The organism is bacterium (genome assembly GCA_037128595.1).
In the GTDB taxonomy this organism is placed as follows: Bacteria; Verrucomicrobiota; Kiritimatiellia; order CAIKKV01; family CAITUY01; genus JAABPW01.
In genome coordinates this window covers 88,363-114,157 of record JBAXWB010000008.1, presented here as the reverse complement: position 1 = coordinate 114,157, position 25,795 = coordinate 88,363, and the positions used below count along the sequence as shown (strand labels likewise).

22 protein-coding genes are annotated in these 25,795 nt (G+C 56.3%); 20 read left to right on the top strand and 2 right to left on the bottom strand.

Annotated features, from left to right (window positions below; all coding sequences use genetic code 11):
* Positions 1-5: 5 nt before the first annotated feature.
* The 10 genes from WCS52_06850 (at position 6) to WCS52_06805 (ending at position 10,637) form a co-directional block, all read left to right on the top strand.
* Positions 6-869 (top strand): type II secretion system F family protein, encoded by an 864-nt coding sequence (locus WCS52_06850; GenBank protein MEI6166895.1) that lies wholly within the window; start codon positions 6-8, stop codon positions 867-869.
* Between the two features lie 4 nt (positions 870-873).
* Positions 874-1,656, top strand: a complete 783-nt coding sequence (locus tag WCS52_06845; GenBank protein MEI6166894.1) for a type II secretion system F family protein — start codon at positions 874-876, stop codon at positions 1,654-1,656.
* A 9-nt stretch (positions 1,657-1,665) separates the two neighbouring features.
* Entirely contained in the window at positions 1,666-3,141 is a 1,476-nt protein-coding gene (locus WCS52_06840; GenBank protein MEI6166893.1) for an FHA domain-containing protein, read from the top strand.
* Positions 3,142-3,147: 6 nt separating this feature from the next.
* The gene (locus WCS52_06835) at positions 3,148-5,145 is read left to right on the top strand and encodes an FHA domain-containing protein (GenBank protein MEI6166892.1); all 1,998 of its coding nucleotides are present in this window, start codon (positions 3,148-3,150) and stop codon (positions 5,143-5,145) included.
* Positions 5,135-6,103: a DUF1573 domain-containing protein gene (locus tag WCS52_06830; GenBank protein ID MEI6166891.1), complete on the top strand. Its 969-nt coding sequence runs from the start codon at positions 5,135-5,137 to the stop codon at positions 6,101-6,103. The genes WCS52_06835 and WCS52_06830 overlap by 11 nt, the downstream gene beginning before the upstream one ends.
* A gap of 197 nt (positions 6,104-6,300) precedes the next feature.
* A complete protein-coding gene (locus tag WCS52_06825; protein MEI6166890.1) occupies positions 6,301-6,825 on the top strand; it encodes a prepilin peptidase in 525 nt (174 codons plus the stop codon).
* 18 nt (positions 6,826-6,843) lie between these two features.
* Positions 6,844-7,923: a TadE/TadG family type IV pilus assembly protein gene (locus WCS52_06820; GenBank protein ID MEI6166889.1), complete on the top strand. Its 1,080-nt coding sequence runs from the start codon at positions 6,844-6,846 to the stop codon at positions 7,921-7,923.
* The gene (locus tag WCS52_06815; GenBank protein ID MEI6166888.1) at positions 7,920-9,140 is read left to right on the top strand and encodes a hypothetical protein; all 1,221 of its coding nucleotides are present in this window, start codon (positions 7,920-7,922) and stop codon (positions 9,138-9,140) included. The genes WCS52_06820 and WCS52_06815 overlap by 4 nt, the downstream gene beginning before the upstream one ends.
* Positions 9,141-9,153: 13 nt before the next feature.
* Positions 9,154-9,735 (top strand): hypothetical protein, encoded by a 582-nt coding sequence (locus WCS52_06810; protein MEI6166887.1) that lies wholly within the window; start codon positions 9,154-9,156, stop codon positions 9,733-9,735.
* Positions 9,711-10,637, top strand: a complete 927-nt coding sequence (locus tag WCS52_06805; GenBank protein ID MEI6166886.1) for a hypothetical protein — start codon at positions 9,711-9,713, stop codon at positions 10,635-10,637. Before WCS52_06810 ends, WCS52_06805 begins: the two co-directional genes overlap by 25 nt.
* Positions 10,638-10,648: 11 nt before the next feature.
* Here WCS52_06805 and WCS52_06800 read toward each other — a convergent pair whose 3' ends face one another.
* Positions 10,649-10,999, bottom strand: a complete 351-nt coding sequence (locus WCS52_06800; GenBank protein ID MEI6166885.1) for a hypothetical protein — start codon at positions 10,997-10,999, stop codon at positions 10,649-10,651.
* A gap of 148 nt (positions 11,000-11,147) precedes the next feature.
* Between WCS52_06800 and WCS52_06795 the strand changes: the two genes are divergently transcribed.
* The 5 genes from WCS52_06795 (at position 11,148) to WCS52_06775 (ending at position 20,694) form a co-directional block, all read left to right on the top strand.
* On the top strand, positions 11,148-13,196 hold the full coding sequence (locus WCS52_06795) for a hypothetical protein (protein MEI6166884.1): 2,049 nt from the start codon (positions 11,148-11,150) through the stop codon (positions 13,194-13,196).
* 22 nt (positions 13,197-13,218) lie between these two features.
* The gene (locus tag WCS52_06790; GenBank protein MEI6166883.1) at positions 13,219-14,451 is read left to right on the top strand and encodes a protein phosphatase 2C domain-containing protein; all 1,233 of its coding nucleotides are present in this window, start codon (positions 13,219-13,221) and stop codon (positions 14,449-14,451) included.
* Positions 14,448-17,978: a serine/threonine-protein kinase gene (locus WCS52_06785; GenBank protein ID MEI6166882.1), complete on the top strand. Its 3,531-nt coding sequence runs from the start codon at positions 14,448-14,450 to the stop codon at positions 17,976-17,978. The genes WCS52_06790 and WCS52_06785 overlap by 4 nt, the downstream gene beginning before the upstream one ends.
* A 24-nt stretch (positions 17,979-18,002) precedes the next feature.
* Positions 18,003-19,652, top strand: coding sequence for an L-aspartate oxidase (gene nadB / locus WCS52_06780; GenBank protein MEI6166881.1), 1,650 nt, complete (start codon positions 18,003-18,005; stop codon positions 19,650-19,652).
* A 100-nt stretch (positions 19,653-19,752) separates the two neighbouring features.
* Positions 19,753-20,694, top strand: coding sequence for a hypothetical protein (locus tag WCS52_06775; GenBank protein MEI6166880.1), 942 nt, complete (start codon positions 19,753-19,755; stop codon positions 20,692-20,694).
* A 232-nt stretch (positions 20,695-20,926) separates the two neighbouring features.
* Here the strand turns inward: WCS52_06775 and WCS52_06770 are convergent, their stop codons facing one another.
* On the bottom strand, positions 20,927-21,943 hold the full coding sequence (locus tag WCS52_06770) for an aspartate-semialdehyde dehydrogenase (GenBank protein MEI6166879.1): 1,017 nt from the start codon (positions 21,941-21,943) through the stop codon (positions 20,927-20,929).
* 143 nt (positions 21,944-22,086) lie between these two features.
* Between WCS52_06770 and WCS52_06765 the strand changes: the two genes are divergently transcribed.
* From WCS52_06765 to queC, 5 genes are all read left to right on the top strand, one after another.
* Complete coding sequence (locus WCS52_06765; GenBank protein MEI6166878.1) at positions 22,087-23,304, top strand: YhjD/YihY/BrkB family envelope integrity protein; 1,218 nt, start codon at positions 22,087-22,089, stop codon at positions 23,302-23,304.
* A gap of 87 nt (positions 23,305-23,391) precedes the next feature.
* Positions 23,392-24,072: a hypothetical protein gene (locus tag WCS52_06760; protein ID MEI6166877.1), complete on the top strand. Its 681-nt coding sequence runs from the start codon at positions 23,392-23,394 to the stop codon at positions 24,070-24,072.
* A gap of 12 nt (positions 24,073-24,084) precedes the next feature.
* The gene (queD, locus tag WCS52_06755) at positions 24,085-24,459 is read left to right on the top strand and encodes a 6-carboxytetrahydropterin synthase QueD (GenBank protein MEI6166876.1); all 375 of its coding nucleotides are present in this window, start codon (positions 24,085-24,087) and stop codon (positions 24,457-24,459) included.
* On the top strand, positions 24,449-25,093 hold the full coding sequence (locus tag WCS52_06750; protein ID MEI6166875.1) for a radical SAM protein: 645 nt from the start codon (positions 24,449-24,451) through the stop codon (positions 25,091-25,093). Before queD ends, WCS52_06750 begins: the two co-directional genes overlap by 11 nt.
* 1 nt (position 25,094) lies before the next feature.
* Entirely contained in the window at positions 25,095-25,769 is a 675-nt protein-coding gene (queC, locus tag WCS52_06745) for a 7-cyano-7-deazaguanine synthase QueC (GenBank protein MEI6166874.1), read from the top strand.
* Positions 25,770-25,795: the final 26 nt, after the last annotated feature.

Genomic DNA, 25,795 nt, shown 5'->3' with positions numbered 1-25,795 from the left:
CAGTTATGTTGGAATTCATACTCATTTTAGGTTTTTTTGCAGTCCTGGCGATTTGCTTTGCAGCCTATGGGCCCCTGCGGACGCTCGTGAAGCGGTCCGGCTTCCGCGAGAAGGAGCAGGTTGCCCGCCGGCTTGAAGAAATGTTCATTTTCATTTCGGTGGAGAGCCTGCACAAGGTTAAGTGGGCAGTCTCATTCGGATGCGGTCTGATCGGGTTGCTCTTGAGCTGGGAAGCCACACCGCCGGTCCCTTTTGTGGTCGCCCTGATGGTGGCATTGATCGGATATTTTCTGCCGGAATTGGTGATTATAATCATGCGCGTCAAGCGGCGGCGCGCCTTCAGCGAGCAGCTTGTGGATGGGCTGGTGATGATGGCGAACGGGATGCGGGCAGGATTCACACTGCAGCAGGCGATCGATATGCTGATTGAGGAGATGCCGGCGCCAATATCGCAGGAGTTTGAGTTGATTCGCCGGGAATACCGGGTAGGTGTTGACCTTGACGTGGCGCTGCAAAATTGTGTGACCCGTACAAAGGATGCCGATTTGGATCTGGCGGTCTCGGCGATTCAGATCACGCGGCAACTGGGTGGAAACCTGGCGGAAGTGTTCGAGCGCATTGTGTTCATGGTGCGCGAGCGAAAGGTGCTGGGCGGCAAAGCCGATTCCCTGACCGCGCAAGGCCGGCTTCAGGCCCTCATTGTAGGGCTCCTGCCTTATGTGTTCGGTTTCTTTGTGTGGAAGGTCAATCCAGAGTTGATGCAGACCATGTGGACCACCTTTTATGGGTTTTTGGCTCTGGTATTGGTGGTGATCATGGATGTGGTGGGGTATATCTGGGTGCGTAAAATTGCGGCGGTAAAGTATTGATCCCATGAATATTAAACTAAGGCAGTTTTTTGCGGTCGCAGGGGAAATGGCGGTTGCGCGATTCGGGCAGCCGGTAGCCTCGTATGTCAGGAATCATGACGCCATGCTGATCTCGGCGGGACAGCCCGGCGGGCTGATGGGGGTTGAACTGCTGGGCATCCAGGTTGTCGCGATGCTCCTGTTTCCCGTGATCTGGGGCCTTCTGCTGTTTCAGATGGGGATATTTGATTTTCTGTTTGAGGGGCCCAAGCAAATCCTGGTTTATCTTGGACTCATGATGGGTGGCTTTATCTTTCCCGCCGCGAATATCGGGGAGCGGGCCGCGCGGCGAAAGCAGTCCATTGCCCTCGAGTTACCTGATACGTTGGATTTGTTGACGATTTCTGTAGAGGCAGGGCTGGATTTTCTGACGGCCTTGCGTCGCGTGGTCGAGAAACACCGGGCCGGTCCTTTAAAGGATGAATTGTCGTTTTTCTTCAATCAGATTGAACTAGGGCGTCCCCGGCGTGATGCGCTCAGGGAGATGGCTAGCCGGGTCAAGCTTCAGGATTTGAGCGCCGTCGTCTCTTCATTAATCCAGGCTGATCGGCTGGGGGCAAGTATCGGCCCGGTGTTGAAGGTGCAGTCCGACATGCTACGGATCCGGCGGGCGCAACGCGCTGAAAAAGCGGCACAGGAAGCGCCCGTTAAGATGCTTGCGCCGCTCGTGCTGTGTATCATGCCGGCGGTTTTTCTGATGATCCTGGCGCCTGTGTTTATTCAGATGATCACCAGCTATGCGAAATAAGAGAGTGACATGAAGAAGCAGCTCATTATTTTAACCGGTGCGGAATCAGGGAAATCCCTTTTGCTGGAGGGGCCCCTGTTTGTCATAGGGCGTTCTGGTTCGGCCAATTTTCACATTGATGATCCCCGGGTGTCGCGACGCCATCTCGAGCTTCGCATGATATCCGGTCAGGTAGCGGCTGAAGATAAAAGCTCCCGCTGGTCTAATCTGAATGGAGTGCGTCTGAATGGCGTCGCGGTGTTGAAGAACGGAGACATTCTGGAAGTGGGAGCCGTTCAGTTCCGGTATGAGGAGGTGCCGGACCCGGCTGCGGGGGCGTCTGACGACTTGGGGCCGTCGTCCTCGGGGACGAGTGGTACTAAATTCATGGAGCCGATGGATGAGTTGCGGGGGGGAGACGAGGGAGATGCCGAGCCAGATGCCACAAGGGGGATCGTGGGCGAGCAGACGCGAATGCTGAATCCGTCCGACTTGCCCAAGTGGAAGGCGCCTCCTCCTCCGGGAACCCGGTCGCGGAAAAAGATGGCGGTATATCTTCTCGTTGTCTGTGTCCTTCTGATCGTCGCGGGGGGCGCCTGGATGTTTATGGTGAAGGAGCCAAGCCTTGCGGCGAGCGACACCCTGGAGCGTTATACCGACCCCGTGTACGCCTTGGGCATTTCCTATCCGAGCTCCTGGACGCGCTTTGCCGCGAGGCCTGGTGCCCCGCTCATTGTCGGATTGGGCAGGATGGGGGATAGTGCCTGGACGCGAATGCGTGTGGAGGTGGTTCGTGGGGTCGAATATGAAACGACAGGACTGACCGAGGGCTTTCAGCAATATCAGGACTCTGTGAAATCCAATCATGTGTTCCTCGGATCAAAGAAAATGACGTTGAACGACCTGTTGTGTGTGTTTTATGGATTCAAGCTCAAGAATGGACAAGGAAAAGGGCTCTACCTTTTAAACGGAGGAACAAGGATTGTGGTGGAGTGTTTCAGCGCAACCGCCTGCTATCAGGAGCAGGCCCTGGTGTTCTCCAGGCTGTTACCGAGCTTTGCGCTTTTAGAGGGGCAACAGACTTTTGATTTCCCGTTGCCGGACGATGCGATGCAGAAAATGGCGTTGAGTAATCCGGATGGGGTTGACCGGTTGATTGATGAGCATAAGCGTAACGGGGATTCCCTGGTCACCAGCCGGAATGTTAAGCAGGACAATTTATATCGAGCCATTCAGGAATATCAGCAGGCGCTGCAGTTATCCATTGCCCGGCCCGAGCGGGCGAAGGGGTATCAGGAAGCGGCCATCAGCCTGCGTTCAGCCATGAATTTATACAACCAGGCGATCCGGGAACAACGCTATGAGATCAAGAGGGCGATGAAAGAAGGTGACCGCGAAACAGCCTATTGGGCGACTCAGAAACTGATTCAAATGCTGCCTGATAAAACAGATCCGACTTACCAGGAAATGATCCAGTTGCTGCGGCGGCTGTCACCTAAGAAATGAGGCTTTATGATCGCAATGTTGGTGGTGACGCGAGAAAAACGGCAGCTGCAAAAGACGGCCGTTAATAAAGATGTTTTTGTTATAGGCCGCTCTTCCCGCTGCGATCTGGTGTTGCCGGATGAGCCTATGGCCTCCCGCCAGCATATCGTGCTGACCCGGAAGGGGGACGCGTATTGGCTTCAGGATAAAGGGAGCCGGAATGGCACCCTGCTGAACGGCATCCCTCTTGAGGCGCGAAAACAGATCAATGATGGAGATGAAATCGACATCGGGGTCACGCGGTTGAAGTTTATTCTGGACCGGAATCAGGCAGACCCTGATGAGCCCGTGAGCGGCGCCACCCGCGTTCAGGAATGGCCTAAAAAAGAGAGCCAGGGACTGGGTCGTAAAGTGGCTTCCCCGGTGGGTCAAAAGGATTGGCGTGTTCAGCTGGCCATTGTTGAGGGGCCTTTTGTGGGTGGGAAAGTGGCTGATTGGGAGTCCCCTCTGCTGATCGGGCGGGGATTGGAGAATCACATTGTTCTGCTCGATGACGCAGTATCCATTAGTCATGCCCGAATTACAGGAGATGGTGAACGCCATGTGATCGAGGATTTGGATAGCAGTAATGGCACCTTTGTGGATGGGATCAAGGTCAAGCATGCGGCACTTGAGAATGGCCAGCACATCAAGATTGGGGTCTCGACGCTGTTGTTCCGGAAGTCCAATTTACGGAAACAGCGCCAATTGCGAAACCGGATCATCCTGGGGGTGGTCGTCATGGCGTTGGTGCTCGTGGCGATTAAGCTTTTGCAGCCTGCGGACATTGCGGGGGACTATGTGAATGAGGCTAACACATTGTACAAGCAGGGTGAGCTGACAAAGGCATTGGAGTGTTATCAATCCGCACTGAAAGTTGATGCCACTCGAGCGGAGGCCAAGGCGGGGGTCAAGATCGTGAGGGCGGAGTTGGCGGCCAGGGAAACCCTCGCTGAAGCTGAGTTGGCAGCAGCAAAAGAGCTCTATGAGCGCGCGAAGGAGCTTTGTTACCAAGTGCTGCGGAATTCGCCGAACAACCCGCAGGCCCGGAATTTGGAGGCGGTCATCAAGTCGATCGAGAACGCGAAAGTCGCTGCCTCTTCCAAAAACTGGCGTGATGCGGTGGCCCTGCTGGAAAAAGCAAAAGAGGCGTTCCCGAAGTCAGCTCTGGTGCGCCAGCGTCTGGATGTGGCTGTCAGGGAATGTGAAGCCGAGCAGAATTTGGCCAGGGCGAAGAATTGTCTTGAGCATCAGCAGGTTGACATGGCTGAGGCTGCTTTGCAGGCGATACCTGAATCCAGTATGTACTTCATTGAGGCGAAAGAGGGTCTCGATAACATCGCCAGTAACCGGAAGGTGGCAGAATATCTCGATAGGGCAAAGGCGAAATATCAGAAGGGGCTGATTGCCGAAGCACTGGGCGAGTGTGAGGGTGGGCTCCAGACATCGTTTGCTAATGCATCGATGCTGGAGGTGCGCGATCGGATCCGGCGTATTGAGCCTCTGGTCGGGCCGTTGGCAAGCGCCGAGGCCATGGAGACGCCTGATGATGTGGCGATGTTGTGGCGGTATCTCCGGGCCTGCGACAGTGTGATTCAGGTTGAAGACGATCCTTTGAATATGCTGCGCAAAAGGGCGATGGAGGCTAAAAAACGGCTTGCGGTAAGGCTGGCGGAATTATCCAGCGAGAATTGCGTGAAGGCGGAGTCCTCTTTGAACGGCGGAAACCAGCGGGAGGCATTGAGATTGTATAAAGTCGCGCTTCAGGCCGACACGAACAATGTGAAGGCGATTCAGTCCATGGAGAAGGTGCAGAAAAAGATGACGGCAGCGGCCCGCGCGGCCTATCAACGGGGGATTGTTCATGAGGAATTGGGGCAGGCAGATCTGGCCCGGAAGGCTTTCAAAACCGCGCTTGAACTGAGCGCCCCTGACGAAGACTACTATTTGCGGGCATCAAATAAATTGAAAGATTATGCGCAGTGAGCTCACATATGTTCCGGCGTTTGTCGCTATGGTCGGGGTTGCGATTTCGGTCGTTGCCTCGCCGCGCATTTCAGTTGAATCCTCCGCCTGGAATTTCGGGACGGTGACGAATGTCAATCATATGCAGCATGACTTTGTTGTGCGAAATACCGGGGACGCCAGGCTGGCCATCCGGCGCGTCATTACCAGTTGCGATTCCTGCATGAAAGTCTATCTGGATGAGTCCGTCATCGCGTCAGGTGCGAGCACGATCGCACATTGTGTACTCGACACCCGTCAACTTAGTGGTGATATCACCCGTCAGGTGACGCTTGAGACCGATGACCCTTTATCTGCCGGAGTGACATTGGAGCTGCTGGCTACGCTGGTGCCTCTCTATCGGGTGTCGCCGGTGGAGTTGAGTGTGGGTGGAGCCGTGGAGCAGCAGAAAAGTTATGTGGAGATCGCATCACTGGTGAGACTGAACGAGCCCCTTTCGCTAGCTGATTGTGATAACACCAACCTGTTCGCCACCGTGGTTGAGGTGGCGCGGGATCGGTACCAGGTCATAGTGCAGGTGGAAAAGCCGTTGCCGCGCGGGCGCTCCGTTTTTGGTGTAACCGTGCATAGCCAGAATACGAATGATCCGCCTTGTAATATTGCGGGAAGAATTGATTTTCCGGAGGACTATGAGGTGATTCCCTCGCAATTAACATTCGAGGCAAAGGATGAATTACAGACACGTACCTTGTGGCTGAGACAGCATGGCGAGAAGGCGTTTTCGTTACTGGATGCGGTGCCCTCGACGGGCGAGTTCCGCTGCGAAATAGATCCTGATCCAACCTCTGAGAATTACCGTATTTATGTTGAGGCAACGGGTTTGGCGGCGGAAAGAGGGGGCGCCCGCCATATCCTGCTTAAAGGGGTGAATCGGCAGAATCAGGCGGTGGCGTTGCCCGTGGAGATTACCATCAATTGAAAGCACCAATGACACGACTATCCAACAGGAGTGGCCAGGCCATCACTGAATATGTGGTGATGCTGGGTATCACGCTGCCGCTGGTCTTTTGGCTATTTCATCCGGACAATCCTTTATATACCGCTCTCCGGGCCCAGTATAACCTCATTACCGTTCTATTGTTATATCCAGGGCCCTGAGCGGGTCGGAAACATGCCATGATGACAACGACAGTGGAAAATATAGTAGCCTTGAGTGTATTGGCGGCGATGCTTGCCGTAGCCGTCTACAGTGAAATTAAGAATAGCCGGATTCCTAATTGGCTGACCCTGTCGGGGATGGCCGTGGGATTGTGTTTAGGCTACCTGCAGGGGATGCCCGCCTTCTGGTCGAGTTTGGGTGGGTTGCTGATCGGGTTCGGTTTTCTATTCCTTTTCTATGTGTTTGGCGGCGTGGGCGGGGGGGATGTAAAACTCATGGGCGCGGCCGGTGCCTTGATGGGGGCCAAGCTGATCCAGCCTGCATTATTCTATACCGCTTTGGTGGGAGTGGGTCTGGCGTTCATGATCGTGATCTGGCGGAGGGACTTATGGCTGCGAATTGGTAACGGGATGCGTCGGCTGGCCTTTTGGCGCAAGACCACGGCCTGTGGGCCTGTTAACGTTGAGCCGGTCCTTGTGCCATATGGGTTGGCGATTGCGATTGGTTGTGAAATGGCCATGTTCCTGTGTGGTGCGAAATAACAAGGATGAACTGAACGCGTGAACTTGAGAAAAAATGGCCCCGGGATTGTAAAAGATGACAGAGCCCAGTCATTGACTGAGTTTGCCATCGTCATCCCGATTGTGCTGCTGTTCTTTTTCGCCATGCTTCAATATGTTGCTATTGTTCAGGCCTACCAGGTTGGGAACTATGCCGCCTATGCGGCGGCCCGCTCTTATGCGGTGCATGCTGCCCTGAGTATCCATGAAACAGGCAGCGATGCCCGCGCGGTTGATTTTGCCACCAGCGCGGCGGCGATGGCCTTAGCCCCGATCGCCCGACTCATGCCCGGCGAGACCACCGCCCTCGGGTATGATCTTTCAGACTTTGAGCTTACGGGGTCCCATGCGGAGCAACTGATCAAGGGCTACCTCGTGGCCAAGAATCTGCGCTTGAACTCCAGTGTTCTGGGTGGAAGCATTTCTATTCATACCAGTGGCAACCCCAAGCAGGTGGATGTGGAAATCAATTATCCGCAGCCCATCTACGTTCCCGGTCTGGTGGAGCTTTGGAATTATATCGGCGGGCAGAAAATTTTTTCGGGGCTGGAATCCCTGCGCGAGGGGCTTGAAGGAATTCCGAAATCTTATGGCGAATATCAAATGCTGAGGGAGCAGGGAAAGTCTCTGGCGGGATTCGATATCCCTGATGAGTTGGATGAGTATCTCAGTCTTTGTCCACATATCAATATCCAGAGCAAGTGTTCCATGGGCTATGCGGAGTGGGGCGCCAAGGAGTCGTTTCGGCCGCGGTTGCCTGACACCGAGACTGCCGCTGAAGTGACGGATCCTGAACTTGAGAAAAAGGCCGAGGAGATGAAGCAGTTGCAGAAGGATATTGAAGAGGCTCAGAAACGGGCCCAACATGAATGTGAAGACTATGATAATGCCCATAAAGCCACGCTAGCCGCCCAGACAAAAGTGGCTCAGACTGATCCTGGAACGCCTGCTCGCGCTGTGGCCGAACAGGAATTAAAGGACGCGCAGGCGCTGGAGGCTCAAAAGAAGGTATCCTGCAATAACGCTAAAGCCGATGTGATCACTCAAACGGACCGGCTGGAAAAGTTGATGAAACCATGAAAATCTTTGCCAGAATACGGAATCTCCGGAAAGACACTTCCGGGAGCGCATTGTTGCTGTCCGGGACGATGATGTTTCTTGTCGTCATGACGGTAGTGCTGAATGGGGACACGAACAAGGCGGTCTATGACCGTATTGTGGCGCAAAATGCCGTGGATGCGGCGGCCGAGGCGGCGGCGCTGTGGGAGGCGAGAGGGTGCAATGTGATTCAGCATCTGAACAACATCCACTATGAAGGGAACAAAATTCTATTCACGGCAGAATCGGTGGCACTGGTGGGTTGTGGGGCGTCTGTTTTTGCCATTGCGGCGGTGCATGCCGCCAAACCGTTTTTCTGGACATCGGCCTATGCCGGGGCGTTGACGGCGGCGGGCATTTCCTGCCTGGCGTGCTCGGCGGCTCCGGTTATCGACAAGGGCCAGGAGTACTTTGCAACGGCTATTAATGACTTCCAGGAGGTGGCGAGGACGGCGTTCCCTATTCTGGCCATCGGATATGCGCACCAGATCGCGCAGGCCAGCGGGGGGGATAATCTCATTGAGGTGATCCCCCAGTATGTGGGGAGCCTCATGGATGCCGGCGGGGTGCCTTGGGGCGGCACGGATGACGTGCTGGCCGCGTTGGATTCCCTTCCTGCGCCGCTGGATTCCCTTTCTATCGCCGCCATTCCCTGGACGTTGGTCGGTGATGACACGTTTTTCACAATGGGCCTTAAAACCCACGAGGGAGATGGGCTTCCCTGGAAGACGTCTGAAACCTGGAATGATGCCGCCGATCTTGCCTATACCGCTGGCAAGGGCGCGTGCAAGAGTGCGTGGGAGGGGGCCTGGGCGTTTCAGTGGATGCTTTCAGCGCCAGATCAGTGGGGGTGGACCGATAAGTACTATCAAGGGAATCCCGGGTATATGACGTGGGTTGCCGGAAAAAAATATGGGGATGAGGTGGCCGGGTTGGGGAATACGCGCTGGTTAAGAGCAAAAGAAGGAGCCACGTTTGTGGATACCAATTTGATGTATAGCGGTGAGATTCTTAACCCGGATACGTTCCGGGTGCCGGCCTTCATTGCCCTGGCCAGCAGTCAGGTTGAGGGGACACCGGTGATTTCGTACACTGATGAGGTGAATTCCAGGGGAACCCTCATCCCGGTGTACCTACCCTTCAATTATAAAAAACCTACGCGCGGCGATGAATTGAGCCCGATCGGGATTTATCATTAAGGCTGGCTCTAGCATGACTATCCTATCACTCCATCGAAATTCACGGGCAAGTGCCTCCGGTCAGGCCCTGGTTGAAGCCTGTATTGGCTTGGCCCTGATGGCGTTAACCTGGGTGTTGATCAGTCACGTGTGCTATATGCGAATCAATCATGTGCGAACCGTCATGGCGGCACGGCATGCCGCCTGGATGATGGGGCATAATGCGGACGCCGGGGGGATTGCGGGCAGTTTCTTTTACGGCAGAGATGTTAATTTTGCGCATATTGCCGCGCCTGAGGGGCTAAATTTGAGCGCCATCGGCCCAGGATGGAGTGGCGCCGACGCCACGGCGCAACGGGCCACCGTTACCTTTGGCATCACTGCGGAAGAATTCGAAAAACCCGATGTGTATCCGTTCGCCCTGATGAAAATTCAAATTCCATTCATGCCTTCGCTGGCGTTGACGAACTATCTGTCGGAGTCATCCTCTGCGGTTTGGCCGGCAGACGTTGAGAATACCTGGCCGGACCGTTCGGATGCGCTAAAGGGGGTGTTGTCCCAGATTGCCGGTTCGGTGGGGACGATACTCGAATGGATTGGAAGTCTGCTTTCCTGATGAATATCAAGGCGATAGCAGGGGTAGCGGGGCGCGCCATTCTGTCGTGTCTGGTGCTCTGGCTGTTGTCCGTGTGTTTGAGCATTTTCCTGGGGAGCTCGTTCAGTTTGACGGGAGAGGAGCCTGCCCGGGCGGAGCAAGGCGGGAGTCCGCCTGTCAGGGGACCGAGCGTGGCCAGGAGCTCCCCGTCCCTGTGGCCCCATTTTCCGGCGTCATCCGCCGTGCGGCGGCGCGAATTGGGTGTGAATGGGGTCGATTACATTACCGAAAACTGGGAAACCTGTGCGAGTCCGGCCGCGGTCCTCGAGTATTACAAATGCCAGATGGCGGCACGCGGGTGGCGGGATGTGACGGAAGAAAGTTACAACCTGAAGCCCGAGGTGCATCGTGAGCAGAGCGGGGACTCAGGTTTGCAGGATCCGCAATTTCTGGAGATCTACAGGAAGGTGACGGGGTCCTCCCTGGCGTTGAATCGCGGGGCATGGTCCATCCATGTCGCGACAGAGGAACGTCCAGACAAGGCCGGGTGGGTTCAAGTTACGATCTGTGGTGCGGCGGCTCCGTCCGTAAAGGACTTTGCCGGCCCATGGTTGCCTGTTCCGGATGCCAGAGGGGTGATGACCCCCCAGGGGTTGAATGTGGTTGAGGAGAGCGGGGATCAACGTTACCAGACTAAAATTACGTATCAGCAACAGGATCCGGCGAGCGCATTCAGGGAAGCCCTTTTGAATTTGCAAAAGGGGAACTGGCGCCCGATGTTTGCCGCATCCCCAAAACGCGCAGGACAAGGCCATTCGGCCTTGCTTGTCCGGGGTGATCAATACGGCTCCCTCGCGGTTACCCCTTCTCGCAATGGGCAAGGGGCGTCGGTGGCCTGGACGGAAGTGAGCCCTGCGGAGTAAGCGGACTGACACTACTTTGTGAAACGGATGCCGATCCCTTCCACGCGGGTGATATCGCGCGAGAAGAGGATGTAATATTGAGTATAGGATTCTGCCGTCACTTCGATCAGCGCATCCCCGCCGACTTTCCTCGCTGCATTCTGAATGGCATCGCGGACGGAATTGTGGCGTGATATCGGGATGATGCCAAGCAGGCAGACTCGGCTGTCCGTTGCTTCGGTATAGCCGAGAATGGTGTAACTCCGCCCTTCCAGCGGGGTGGAGGAGGGCGCGATGCCACCTGGGGTGGTGGCGCACCCGGTCATCAGGCAAAAGACCAGGCTAACGATTCCACTGCTGAGGCATTTCAATAATTTTGTCATATTCAGGGTAACTCCTCCTTGGGGTTCAAAAATCTTTTCCCAATCCTTGCGCGAACGCGGATGACTGTCAACTTTATAGGTTAAGCTTGGAAAAAGAGGCGGGTATTGATAGAGGTGTGGGTGAGGATCGGCTGGGGAGGATACGGATATGGTGTGGTTGCTACGGATTTTATTGATATGGTGTTTGGTGTCAGGCCTTACGGGGTGTCGTACCCGGCAGCGGGTTCCTGATTATCTGCCCCGCGAGGTCATCGCTAATCAGGTCGGCAATGCGGTGGTGTACGAGATTGCTGATCCCCGTCGCACGGAGGGTCACGCTTCATTAACGTCAGGGGTTCCTGCGTCTACGCTTTCAAGCGGCCCCACAGTGGGGTCGCCTGTGGCCGATAGCGCGATAAAACGAAAAACATTATACGGACAACCCGAAGGAGTGACCGTTTCGAGTAAGGGGTTGCGGGAGGTAATGGTCAGCTGGAAAATGCCGACAGATGAGTGCTTCCATTACAAGATTGAACGCTCCTTTGAATCAGATGATGCGTTTGCGGAGATTGCGGCGGTTTCGCCCCGTAAAATGTCCTTCAAAGATACAGGAACCCGAGACAATCCCTTGAGGGACAATACCGCCTATTACTACCGGATTATTGCCCAATTGGAGCGTGAGGGCCCGGAAAGCATTCCTTCTGCAGTGGTCAAGGCGGTGACGGCTCCCCCGCCTGCCTCCCCTTCCAAGGTGAGCACGGTGGCCTCAAGTTCCCGCGGGGTAACGGTGACCTGGGGGGGGGCGGCCCCGTCTGAGGCGGTTACCCTTTACCGCGTTGAGCGGGCGTTGGCTTCATCTTCAACGGCCTTTGAACGTATCGGAGTAACCCCGTCCTGTACCTTTACGGATGGTGGCACGGCCGCTTCGGTGTTGAAGGATAGCACCCGATATTTGTATCGTGTGGTTGCGGTAAACCGTGTGAATGCCGAAAGCGCCCCCTCCGGGGTCTCTGAAGTCGTTACACTGCCGCCGCCTGCAGCGGTGAAGCATGTGGTGGGCGTCTCCGATGAAGTGCGATGTGTTCCGATCTCCTGGGAGTCGAACCCCGAGCCGGATGTGGTCCGGTATGATGTCTACCGGGCCCGGCAGGCGGAAGGTCTTTTTGAGAAAATAGGGTCGGCCCCCGGACGGTCCTCCTGCTCCTATCTGGACGGGGGCACCAATCCGGGGAAACTCGAGGATGAAGCCATCTATTTTTACAGAATCCGTGCCGTGAATGCGGTAACGGCTGAAGGCGCGTTCTCGGACGTGGCCCGAGCCTTCACCCGTGGAGTGCCGGAGGAGGTGGCGGCCGTAGTGGCTTTAACTGGACGGCCCCGTGAGATTCCGGTTTCCTGGACCATGAGTCTGGATAAATCGGTGGTCGGGTATGAGGTGTGGCGCGCTGATGATAGTGAGGATAACTGGGCGCAGGTGTGCCGGTTGAATGGCCACAGCTCGACAAACTTTCTGGATCGCGGCGAAATCAAGCCCACCTCGGGTCTGGGCTTTCTGAAAGATGGAGCCGTGTATCAATACAAGGTCATCGGGTTCAATAATGCCAACGTCCGTTCATCGGCCTCAATCGCCGCCTCGGCGCGTACAAAATACCGTCCTGCCGCTCCTGTGGGGTTGATGGCGACCACGAATACCCCCTTGTCCATCAACCTGACGTGGGCGGCCAACTCCGAAATGGATATTGCCGATTATGTGGTTGAGAGTGCGGACCGGCCCGATGCGGGATTCCGCAAGTTGATGACGGTCGCTTCCGGACGATTGGGTGGGCTTTCCGCGAGGGAAATGGCGTTGGAGTCGGGCACAATCCGGTATTCCCGGATCAAGGCAGTTGATAAGGCCGGTCTGGAAAGCGACTGGAGCAAGGTGATCATGGGACGGGCCAAGCCGATCCCTGATGCGCCCTCAAGGGTCAGTCGCGAGTGGGTGGGGACAAATGCACGGGTCAGCTGGCAGGCGCCTGCGCAACCGGATGTGCAGCGCTACAATGTGTGGCGGAAGAAACTTTTTGGGTGGGAGCCGATTGCAACCACGGAGCAGACCTCTTACCTTTTCGAATTCACGGAACTGTCAAAGCCGATGACCGTGACCATTTCGGCTGTGGATAAGGATGGGTTGGAGAGTGAAAAGAGCGGAATGATTGAAATTGAACCTGGAAAGTAATTTCTGAAAGAGGCCTGTTACCGTGAATACCCAGTTTGAATATCTGTCGTCCGCCGAATTGACGGATGTCGGGCGGCGGCGGAAAAATAATGAAGATTCCATGATCAGTCTGCCCGGGAGCGGTGTGTTCTGCGTGGCGGATGGGATGGGCGGGGTTCAGGGGGGCGAGGTGGCCAGCAAGGCGGTCGTGGATGCCTTGCGAAAGACCTTCCTTGAATCACCGGATGCCCGCTATTCGGTGACGGCGGAGGCCTCTGCCATATTATTCGAGCGGGCACTGAATGAGGCGAGTCGCTGGATCAAGGAGCGTGCGGATGGACTGGGCATCAACGGCACAGGAAGTACGGCGGTCGGTCTGGTGTTTGATCGGGTGTTTCCATCCAGGGGGATTGCCCTGCATGCGGGCGATAGTCGGGCCTACCGCCTTCGTCGGGATACCTTGGTCCAGTTGACGACGGATCACTCTGTCGCGGCCGCGGCGGGGCTTCCCGACGACAGCACGTTGCCCCTCATGTTCCGGGGCGTTATTACGCGTGCGGTCGGGCTGGATCGGAATGTGATCCTTGAAGCCACTCCGTTTGATGTGGCGGCGGGGGATATTTTCCTGCTGTGTTCCGACGGCTTGGATAAGATGTTGAGCGATCGGCGGATTCACAAGATTATCAGGAAGCATCAGTCTGACCCCCTTGAGCAGATGGCGAAATTGCTGATTGATGAAGCCTTGCATGAGGGGGGGGATGATAATGTCACGGTTATTGTGATTAGGGTAGCGAGCCCTCTCCCCGAGGGTCCCACCATGGAGACGCCGCCCGAGACTCTGGCTCTGCAGCAACTGGTAGTGGGAGCCACCGAGAGGCCTGAACCCGCCCCGGGTCACGAGGAACAGGATGAGACCGGCGAAACAGCCAACACGGCGGGGACCATGGCGACCGAGGGGGTCACCCCTGATAGTCCCGATTCAGGGCGCGGTCGGGAGCAGACTCCGGTCACTCCGGCGCGTGTTAATCCAGGAATCAGGCGCATTCCCCCGGCTTCTTCTGAGAGCATGATCTGGGTATGGCTCCTTTTTGCGTTGGTGATCCTGGCAGGAGTGGGGACCTTTCTGGTGCTGAGAACGAATGTTTTTGATCACGTTGGTGCGCTTAAAGAAGCCCCGGCCGCCCGGTTGCCCGCTCCTGCAGTCCCTAAGGGCGATGCGGTCGGCAATGAACACCCTGCCGCTGGTGCAGAGGGACAAGGTGGAACTCAGGAATGACGGAGACAGGAAAAGAACAGGTGGGCGATTATGAGTTGCTGGCCCTGATTGGGGATGGCGCTCAAGGTCGTGTCTATCAGGGCCGTTATACGGGGCCAACCTCGGCGCAACTTGTGCAGGATGAAATCGTTGCGATTAAATTGATCAGGATTACCGGCGACGATGATCAATTGCGTTCCAAGTTTCAGTCACAGGCGGATATTTTGCGCCGCCTGTCGCATACCAATATTGTCCGCTATCGCGATAGCTTTTCATGGCATTCAGGGGAATGGGATGAGGCGCAATGCCTGGTGATGGAGTTTTTGGAAGGGGAGACCCTGGCCGACCGCTTGAAGCGGGCCAATACCGGACTGCCCTGGGCACAAGTTGAGGAAGTGTTTGAACAATGCCTGGCCGGATTGATCCATGCTCGCGAACGGGGGATCACGCACAGGGATCTCAAGCCGTCTAATATATTTATTACAAAAGATGGGGCGGTCAAGGTCATCGACTTTGACATTGCGCGGCAGGATGAAGGCGGCCAGATGAGTACGGCCGGATGGAAGGGGACATTTGATTATATGGCTCCGGACTTCATCACCATTCCGGGTTTCCGGGGGGATGAGGCGTCAGATATTTTCAGTCTTGGGGTTTGCTTCTATCAGGCGTTGACGGGGACGTTGCCATATGACGGGTTGGGTGAGTCTGCGCATATCGGCTATTTGAACCGGTGGAAAGATGGTGGGGCGCCATCGCCTTCGTTCCGTCCGGCTGTGTTCCGGGTATTGAGTAACGCGAAACCGTTTGTGGCGCGTTGTCTGGCCGCCAAACGGGAGCAGCGGTATGCCACCTTTGCTTCGATGCTGGAAGATTTTCGCAAAATACGGAGCCGCCGGATCCGGCACAAGAATAAAGATGAATATGAACTGCTGGCCGTTCTGGGGCGTGGTGGATTTGGCGAGGTGTTCAAGGCGCGTCGGATTTCCGATGGAGCCCTGGTGGCGGTCAAACATCTGTTTGCTGAAAAACAATCAGAACGGTTTATCAAGGAAGCTAAAATCCTGCAGCAGTATTCCCATCCCAATCTGGTCAAGTATATTGACTTTATGATTGTTGAGGGAGCGGTAGGCGAAAAGCAGTATTTTCTGATTCTGGAATTTCTGGAGGGGATGCCCGGCTGGACGCTGCGAACTCGGCTTAAAAATGAGGGGAGGTTGGAGCCGTCTGAAGCCTTCCCGCTCTATATCGGGTATTTGTCAGCCCTTCAATTCCTGCATGAAAATTCACGTCCGATCATTCACCGGGACATCAAGCCGGGCAACTTGTATGCTCCAGTGGGGCAGCCCGGCAATGGGAAGATCTTTGACCTCGGCGTGGCTCGGGATGTTTCCGGGACGGTGACGGTGGGCGGGGTTCCCGGGACGTTGGATTATATGCCACCGGAATTTGCCGAGGCAGGTGGAGATCGCGGCTCTCCTCAATCGGACCTCTATGCGCTGGGGCTATGCCTTTATGAATCGCTGGCAGGCCGGCCGGTCTACGATCGGTTGCCTACCGACGTAAATTCGGCCTGGATGGCGTTTCAGCAACGCTTGCGCAAGCCGGTAGAGCTGTCTTTTGAAGGGGAGGCCTTCAGGCAGTATCCCCGTTTGAAAGGGGTGATCCTGAAGGCGCTTGCGCAACGCCCGGTTGATCGCTACCGGAGCGCGGCTGAGTTGAAATTGGCTCTTGAACATATTCAGGGGGGAACCGGGTATGATGACAGCCCGGCGGATGAGGGCCAGGCGGAGCTGACCATTGCCACGCTGCATTCATTTGCCGATGAGAATGACTTTCCTTTGCCGGAGCCCGGGGCTACCGTGGGCACCCGCCCGCTGGAGGAACTTGAGAGGACGATGGCGGCTCCACTCAATCTGATGGCTGCCGGCAAGGCGGAGGCGGTGCGGCGGAGACGACGTAAGGTCCTGATGCTCGCGGGATTGGTGGTCGTCGGGCTCGTGCTGGCGGGAGGCCTGGGGCGCTGGATGGTGGGTAGTCCGGAGGCTCGTAAAACGGAGGCTTTGGACCGGGGGCCTGAACGTGCGGTTAAGGACGTTGAGCAGATGTCCGTTGGACTGACGTCACCGGTGCCGTCGGCGGCTTCCGTCAAGGCACTGCAGGCGGCAGCGTTGGAGCGTGAATGGGCCGGGGCGTGTATGCGGATCAGGGACCAGATTACTAATGCACGCGACCGGGATTCGCTGCGGTTGGCGCTTGTCGAGTTTGGCAATTTGGAAAAGAATCCTGACGTCAAATTACAGCCCGCCCAGGTCAAATCTGTGGAGGAGGCCGCGGTCGCCAGGTATCAGCTGTTTGCCGGGGAGCTAGTCCGCCAGGCTAAGGCTGCTTATGAGGGGGACCGGATGGCCGAAGGACAGGCTGCGGGGAAGGCCTTGACGGCCCTGATCGCCTCGGTGCCGGAGCGGTTCAGGAAGGGGGCGCTCTCGGGGCTGGATCAGGACGTGGAGGCCAGCCGTGTGGCGGCTGAGACGCGACAGCGTCAGGCGATGGCCATCCGGAAGAGCATCCAGGACGCGGCTCAGGTATTGACAGAACTCCGGGGCCGGGTCGGGCGGGGCAATCTTGAGAGCTGTGTGGATGGGGTGCGGATTCTTGCGGACGTTTCAGCGGTGGCTTTGGCTGATTCCGGACTGAAGGATCAGTGGGAGTCCGGGGTAGCTGAGTATTCAGCGCTTATCGAGCGGACGTTGATGCAAAAGGACCCGCTTTCGCAGCGGTTACGCCGGCTCAAGGCGGTGGATACGGTGCTGAACGAGGCTGCGGTAGAGCAGGTGTTGGCGGGACGGGCCAGGACGCTGCGCGAAACTTCAGCAAAACAAAAAACGATATTTATTCTGCGCTTCTGCAACAAGTCGGGGGAGGATGTCCGGATCTCGGGACAGGAGCTCAAAGGCAAATTGATGTTAGCCCGGGAGGGAACGTTGGATCATGAGTGGCCGGTTCATTCGCCCGGAATGGTTGTTTCGCTAATGATTGAAGGGCGTGAAGACCGACAACCTCGGATTGAGTCGGTGACGATGCGGGGCGCAGGTGGGGCAGAACTGGTGATCGCCCCCCTGGAGAAAGTGTTGCCAGTAGCCAAGCCTGTAGTCGTCGCGACGGCGCCGGTAGAGAAAGCGTTGCCAGTAGCCAAGCCTGTAGTCGTCGAGGCGGCGCCGGTAGAGAAAGTGTTGCCAGAAACAAAGCCTTTGGCCATCGAGACGGCCCCTGTGACGTCGGTTGGGGCTGGTGCTCCCCCGGTGGCCGTGATGAGTAGCAATGGTGTTTTTAATATTGTTGTTGCGCCCAGAATCGCCACCATCAAGGTGGACGGCAATAGTGTGAAGGCGGGTCGAGTTGAGGTCTCTCCTGGAGAAAATCATCAGGTCATGGTGGATGCGCCTGGGTTTAAATCATGTTTGCAGTATTATCGTGTGCGGGCCGGCGAAGTCCGTAAGATTGAGATTCTGTTAGAGAAGGACATCAAGCGGTCTAGGTTCGGATGGTAATGTAATCTTTACGCTGGTATGGGTATGAAAATTATTGATTGTGATTATCTGGTGTTGGGAAGCGGGATTGCCGGGTTGATGTCAGCCTTGCATCTGGCGCGGCATGGCCGGGTTCTGGTGGTCACCAAGAAGGGCCGTGCGGAGAGTAATACCAATTATGCCCAGGGCGGGATCGCCTGTGTGATGGATTCAGAGGACAGTTTTGCCGAGCATGTGAAGGATACCTTGGATGCAGGCGCGGGGTTGTGTGATGAAAGTGTGGTGCGTGAGATTGTCAGCAATGGGCCCGAGCGGATCGCGGAGTTGGAACGCTTTGGCCTGCATTTTGCCGGGGAGCCGGGCAAAGACGGGCGGGTCTATGATCTGGGACGCGAGGGGGGGCATTCCCAGCGCCGGGTACTCCATGCGGGCGACATTACCGGACAGGCGGCGGAGAAAGTCCTTCTGGCCCAGGCGCAGGCCGATCCGGCGATTTCGATGATGGATCACTGCATGGTTATCGATCTGATTACTACCGGGTGGCTTGCGGGTCGGGCGGGGTCGGCGGGGCCGGGGGCCTTGCGGCCGGAGGATAACCGCTGTGTTGGGGTGTACGCGCTGGATGAGAATACCGGCGGGATCTTTGCCATACGAGCCTCTGCGACGGTGTTGGCGACCGGTGGAGGCGGGAAGGTGTATCTGTATACCAGTAACCCGGATATCGCGACAGGCGACGGGGTGGCCATGGCCTGGCGTGCCGGTTTGCCGATTAAAAACATGGAGTTTATCCAGTTTCATCCCACGATCCTTCACCATCCGAAGGCGAAATCATTTTTAATCAGCGAGGCCGTACGGGGCGAAGGGGCCAACCTGGTGGATGCGGAGGGCCGGCCCTTCATGGATGCCTATGACCCGCGGGGGGCCTTGGCGCCCCGTGATATTGTGGCGCGGGCCATTGACCGGGAAATGAAGTTGAGCGGGGCTCCCTGTGTGTATCTGGATATCCGCCATCATCCGGTCGATTTTTTAATCAACCGGTTTCCGAACATCTATGCCCGATGCCTGTCGCTGGGGATCGATATGGCAAGAGATTTGATTCCCGTTGTTCCGGCGGCGCATTATTTCTGTGGTGGTGTGGAGGCGACGGTGGATGGGCGCACCGCCATGCCGGGCTTATTTGCTTGCGGGGAGGTCGCCTGTACCGGCTTGCACGGGGCCAATCGCCTGGCCAGTAATTCCCTGTTGGAGGCCCTGGTGTGCGCCGCCAAAATGGGTGAGCACCTGGGGCAGTTGGAGCGGCAGGATATGCGCGGGGTGGGGATTCCAAGTTGGGAATACGGAGCGGCGGTCCCTAGTGATGAGAGTATCGTGCTCGAACATAACTGGAATGAGGTTCGCACCTGCATGTGGGATTATGTGGGAATTGTCCGGTCCGATAAACGGTTGGAACGGGCCGCCCGGCGCATTCGTAACCTGCGGGAGGAAATTCGCCAGTATTATCTGGATTACCTGGTCACCCCGGATATTCTTGAACTCCGGAATATCGCGGATGTCGGCGAGTTGATTATCCGGTCGGCCCAATTACGGAATGAAAGCCGGGGCTTGCATTATACCATTGATTACCCGGAGCGGAATGAGTTGGCGGCGAGGTGCGATACGGTGATTCAGGATAAACCCGGGGGCGGCCATGAATAAATCGTGCGGATTCACGTCGGTGGATTTCTATTTGACACCAATAAGCCAAGCGGTGCATAGTCACCGGAATTAGTAACCCTTTTAATGCCAGAGGACAGACATGGACAAAGCCCTGAAAGTCTTGGTTGTTGCCTTGCTTTTATTGAGTATTGCAGCAGTTGTTGTGGAGTTCAAAATTTATAGTCAGCGGACGGAGCTTAAAGGCCGGACCAACAAGCTCGCTGATTATGTTGTCAAAATCGCCGGAACGGTGGAGTTGCCTCCCGCAACTATTACCGATCTGGCCGCCAGCGATAACATTCCCCGCATGATCGTCAAGAATGATGATCTCAAGCAGTACTATAAAATCGGGGATGACGGGAAGCCCAGCAAGGTGACCTCCGGCGCCGGTACGATGGATGATGTCCTGTCGACCGTGTTGAACAGTGCGGATCGCCAGCATACCCGTCTCAACGATACCCGTGGCGAGTTAACCCAGACGCGGACCACTCTTGGGCAAACCAGTAATCAGCTCGTGAATACGGAAGGCGTACTGGCGACCACCAGTAACAATCTGGTGAAAACAATCGGAGCACTTGCCGATGCCAAGCAGGAAATTGAGAAGAAAAAGACTGAGATTGAAGGGTTAAATGGGCAGATTGAAACCCAGAAGGCTGATATTGAGAAGAAAACGGGTGAAATCTCGACGTTGACGGAAAAAGTCAGTGCCTGTGAATCCGAGATTGATGCCGGGAAGCGCTATATCGCCAAAATCGAAAAAGAAATGAAATTAATCATTGGGGCCAGCAGCACCAATACCCTGCCCAGCGGCGTTCAGGGCCATATTGCGATCATGAATACGAACTGGAATTTTGTAGTCATTGACATGCTGCCCGACGCCGGTCTGATTCCTATGACCGATCTTACGGTGCAACGTAAAGATAAGCTGGTGGGTAAAGTCCGGGTTTCCGAGATTCGCAAGGAGCAACGGGTGGCTGTGGCTGAAATCCTTCCGGAATACTCCCAGTTGGTGCCTGCCAAAGGCGATGTGGTATTTTACTGAACGATCTGCCGGTTAAAGGGGTTACATGCTACGCCTGATGCTATTGCTGGTGATGGCCTTGGGGCTCTGCCTGGCGGGCGGTTGTGCCACGGAAAATGATTCTGATATGCCTTGGAATACCCCTCAATCATGGGAAGGGGCCCCTGGGATTCCCGGGTTTTCAGCTCCAGGCGCCCGACAATAAAAAACCCCGCAACCGTTTCCGGTTACGGGGTTTTGTTATTTTCGAGGGTTATTTCCTGATCAGGCCGCGGGCGATCATGACTTCAGCGATCTGGATCGCATTCTGTGCGGCACCTTTCCAGATGTTGTCCCCGGCGCACCACAGCGCCAATCCGTTTTCCGAGCTGTAATCCTTGCGGATACGCCCGACCAGGACGTCATACTGGCCCGAGGCTTGGAGGGGCATCGGATAGGCGTTGGCTTTGGGATCATCCACCACGCGAACTCCGGGGGTCTTGGCCAATAGCGCCCGGGCCGCTTCCACGGAAAGCGGTTTTTCCAGATCGATATTAATGGCAATACTGTGGGCGTTAAAGACCGGGACGCGCACGCAGGTGGTCGCCACCCGGATGGACGCATCGAGGATTTTATGGGTCTCCTTGCGCATTTTGATTTCTTCGGTGGATTCCCCGGAGTCATCCTTAAAGGAGCCGACGCAGGGGATCAGATTGAAGGCAATCTGATGGGGATACACTTCGCGGGGCAGGGGTTGCCCGGCGGCCCAGGCCTTCGCCTGGGCGTCGAGTTCCTTGACCGCCGCACTCCCGGTTCCTGAGACCGCTTGATAGGTGCTGGCAACCAGGCGCTTGATGCGGGCCGCCTTATGGATGGCCACCAGTGGCATCAGGGCAATGATGGTGCTGCAGTTCGGGTTGGCGATAAAGCCCTGGTGGTTATCCAGCGCCTCCGGATTGATTTCCGGAATCACCAGCGGGACGCGCGGATCCATGCGGAAGTCATCTCCGTTATCCACGACGATACAGCCACGCTTGGCCGCTTCCCAGCCCAGGGTCTGGGAGGCGCCCTTGGCCCCTTCCGTTCCCGCAAAGAAGGCGAAATCCATGCCGTCAAAGGCTTCCGGGGCGGCTACCTTCACGGGATAGCTTTCGCCATCGATGATTTCCGTGCGTTCGCTGCGTGCCAGGATGATTAAAGATTGAATAGGAAAATTACGTTTTTTGAGCAGGCGGATCATTTCGGTTCCTACTGCTCCGATACCGACAACGCAAACATTATATTTTTTCATATTTTTCTCTTTTCATGCGCACTCGGCGCATTCTTTTTCTGGGTGGGGATGCTACCCAAGACTGTGGCGGTGAGTCCAGTCAAACCTTGGGGCATTTTTGATTTTTCAATGGGCCTGAATCAGGTATGGTGGAGGGGTGGCCTATGAAACTATTTAAATCCATTGATTTTGCCGGGTTCGTTTTGCGGGAGGCGTTCTTCTCCTTTATCAAGAACAAGGGGTTGGAGAAGGCGGCTGTGTTGGCTTATAACACCTTTTTCGCACTGTTCCCCCTGGTTCTGCTTCTGCTGTTTGTGGCCGGACGTTCCATGGTCTCCTCCCAGGTGACCATGGACGCGATTGAGCGCGTTGTCTCCCAGTTGATGCCGATGTTCAGTGACGTCATTATCCGCGAAGTGGAGGGGCTGTCGATCCAGAAGACCTGGGGCGGCATTAGTTTGTTGTTGTTGCTCTGGGCGGTCATTCCCCTGGCGGGTGCCTTTCGCGGGGCGTTTGACCAGATTTATAAGCGGGATCGGCCGCTTCCTTTCCTCAAGGAAAAACTGTTGGATGGCGCGGCAGTTTTCCTGATGTTGGTTATGCTGTTCCTGCTGGTGGTGGGAGAGATCGCTTATGCCGTCGTCGGCAGTTTCATTGCCGGGAAGATGCCATTGGTCCTGAGATTGACGGATATCCTGCTGCCGGTGCTGATAACCGTGGTCCTGCTCTCCATTATTTATTATGTATTTGCCCCGGTGCGGCTGCGTATTGGCGCGGTGGTGACGGGCGGACTGGTGACTGCGGTCCTGTTAGGGTTTATGGGCCCGGCCTTCACCGCAGTCATGAAGTTCAATCCGGATTACGGCTATGCCTTTGGCTCGTTGAAGGCTGTGTTCCTGCTGTTAATCTGGATCTACTACTCCTTTGTGGCCATCCTGCTCGGGATTGAGGTAGCGGCCTGCATTCACTGGCGTGAGGCCATCCTGGTGCGAGAGTTGTTCGTATCCCCTGAAAAACGTCATAAGTATGCCGAACGGTTACGGAAATACCGGCAGGGCTATGAGGAAAATCACGTTCTTTTCAATGAGGGGGACCCCGGGGATGCCATGTTTTACATTATCTCTGGCTCAGTGCAATTGACGAAGGGGGCTCAGGTGTTGAAGGTGATGCACGAGGGGGAATATTTCGGGGAGATGGCCATGTTGCTGAAGGCGAACCGCTCCGCCAGTGCGGTGGTCGGTGAGGCGGGAACACAGCTCGTGACCATATCCGCCGCCAATATGGAGGCGATGCTCCGTCAGAATCCCGCTGTGATTCTCGCTTTGTTGCAGGAAATGGCGCAGCGGCTGAAAAACACGGACGCCTTGCTGCCGTCTTCATGATGCGAAACGGATGGGGAGTGAAATCTTGTCTTTTGTGACTCGCGGTTTCTGGCATAATGCTCAAAAGCAAACAACAGGAGTAGTGGTATGGCGGTTAACTTTGTGCAGCGAATTGATGATGGCGTAATGATTCAGAACGTTCTGGCCAGTGTGTCGGACAAGACCGGACTCGATCAGTTTATTCCTGATTTGCTCAGGATCAATCCGGCCGTGAAGATTTATTCGACGGGGGGCACTTTCACGGCCTTGAGGGACATCCTGGGCCGGGATTCGAAGAATCTGATTTCTGTTTCGGACTACACGGGACAGCCGGAAATGCAGGGCGGGCTGGTCAAAACCCTGGATTTCAAGATTTACCTGGGGTTGTTGAGCGAGACGTATAATCCCGCCCATGTCGAGGACCTGAAGCGGACGCAGGGGGTGGCGTTGGATATGGTGATCGTCAATCTGTACCCCTTTGTCCAGACCGTGGCTAAGCCGGATGCCACGCCGGAAATGGCGCGTGCCAACATTGACATTGGCGGGCCCTGTATGGTGCGGGCGTCAGCGAAGAATTTCCTGCGGGTGGCGTCGGTAACGGATCCCGTGGATTATGCCGGGGTGACGAGGGAGTTGAAGGCCGGGCAGGGACGTCTGACGTTGAAGACCCGTTTTGAACTGGCACAAAAGGCGTTTGCCCATACGGCCGGCTACGATACCGCCATAGCGGCCTATCTCAACGGGAAGCGTTTTGATGAGATCAAGGCATGTTACCAGTTTAAGTCGTGAAGGATGTGATGTATGTTTGAATTGAGTGTTAAAACGCATTTTTCAGCCGCTCACCGGCTTATCGGTTATGATGGGGCCTGCGCCAACCTGCATGGCCACAACTGGGATGTGGAGATATTTGTCCAGGGTAAAGCCGTTAATGAGTTGGGGATGTTAGTGGACTTCCGGGATATCAAGGCCGCCATCAAGGAGGTCATGAAAGAGGTCGATCATTGCGATCTCAATCAAGTGCCGGCTTTTCTGCGGGATAACCCCACGTCCGAGCATTTGGCCCGCTACCTGTTCGCGAAGCTTGGTCAGCATCTGAACAACGCATCACATCGTGTGTCCAAGGTGACCATATGCGAAACCCCCGGGACCACCGCGAGCTATTGGGATGAAGTCTAATTCCGTATTCGTGACCGAGACCTTTACCTCCATTCAGGGCGAATCGACCTGGTCGGGACTGCCCTGTTTTTTTGTCCGGCTGAGCGGGTGTAATTTGCGGTGCCGGTATTGCGACTCAATCCACAGCTATCCGCAGGGCAAAAAGACCTCCATGGGGGCGCTGGCCCGGCAGTTCGCGGCGAGTTCGGCCGCCATTGCGGAGATTACGGGCGGGGAACCTTTGGCGCAGCCCGGCTTCCGGGCGCTGGCGCTGGCCCTGCACGGGGCGGGGAAGGGGCGGCCGGTGCTGGTGGAAACCAATGGGAGCATGGATGTTTCGGCCATCCCTGAAGGGGTGATCGCGGTGATGGATATCAAGTCGCCCGATAGTGGCGAAGCGGCGTCCATGGATATGGGGAACCTGAACCGGTTGCGCGCCTATGATGAAGTGAAGCTGGTCATTTCCAGCCGTCGCGATTTCGTCTGGGCCCGCCGTCTGGTTGAGAAGCATGACCTTGCCCGCCGTTGCCATGCCGTCCTGTTCAGTCCGGTGCAAGAGCGGGTTTCTGCCAGTATGCTGGCCGCCTGGGTGCTCGAGGCGGGGCTTCCCGTCCGGCTGCAGGTCCAATTACACAAGGTGTTAGGGGTGCCCTGAAATGAAAGCCGTAGTCTTATTATCAGGAGGCATGGATTCCTCGACCCTGCTGCATTACGTGATTCAGAGGCTGGGGGCGCAGGAAGTCTACGCGTTGTCCTTCATTTACGGCCAGAAGCACCTGCGGGAATTAGAGGCGGCGGCCTGGCAGGCCAAGGCGGCCGGGGTGAAGGCGCATGATGTGGTGGATATGGGCTTTTTCGGGGCGTTGACGCCCGGCAGCTCCACCTTAACGGATGAGCGGATGGCCGTGCCGCGGCTGGCCGATTTGACGGCTTCGGAGTTGACGCAACCGCCCACCTACGTGCCTAACCGGAATATGATGTTGCTCTCCGTCGCGGCGGCCTACGCGGAGGCGCGGGGAGTGTCTGCGCTCTTCTATGGCGCCCAGACCCAGGACAGCTACGGGTACTGGGATTGCACGCCGGATTTCCTCGAGCGCATCAACGCGGTGCTGGAGCTGAACCGCCGTACCCCCGTGACGGTGGAAGCCCCGTTCGTGCATATGCGTAAGGCCGATGAGATCCGGCTGGGCCTGGCCCTGGGCGTGGACTACGCCCATACCTGGACCTGTTACCGCGGGGGTGCCATACCCTGCGGGGAGTGTCCCTCCTGCGCCGAACGGGCGGGCGCCTTCACGGAAGTGGGCATCGCTGATCCGCTCCTTGCCTTGTGATGATTTCGCCATTCTCTGGAGAGGCT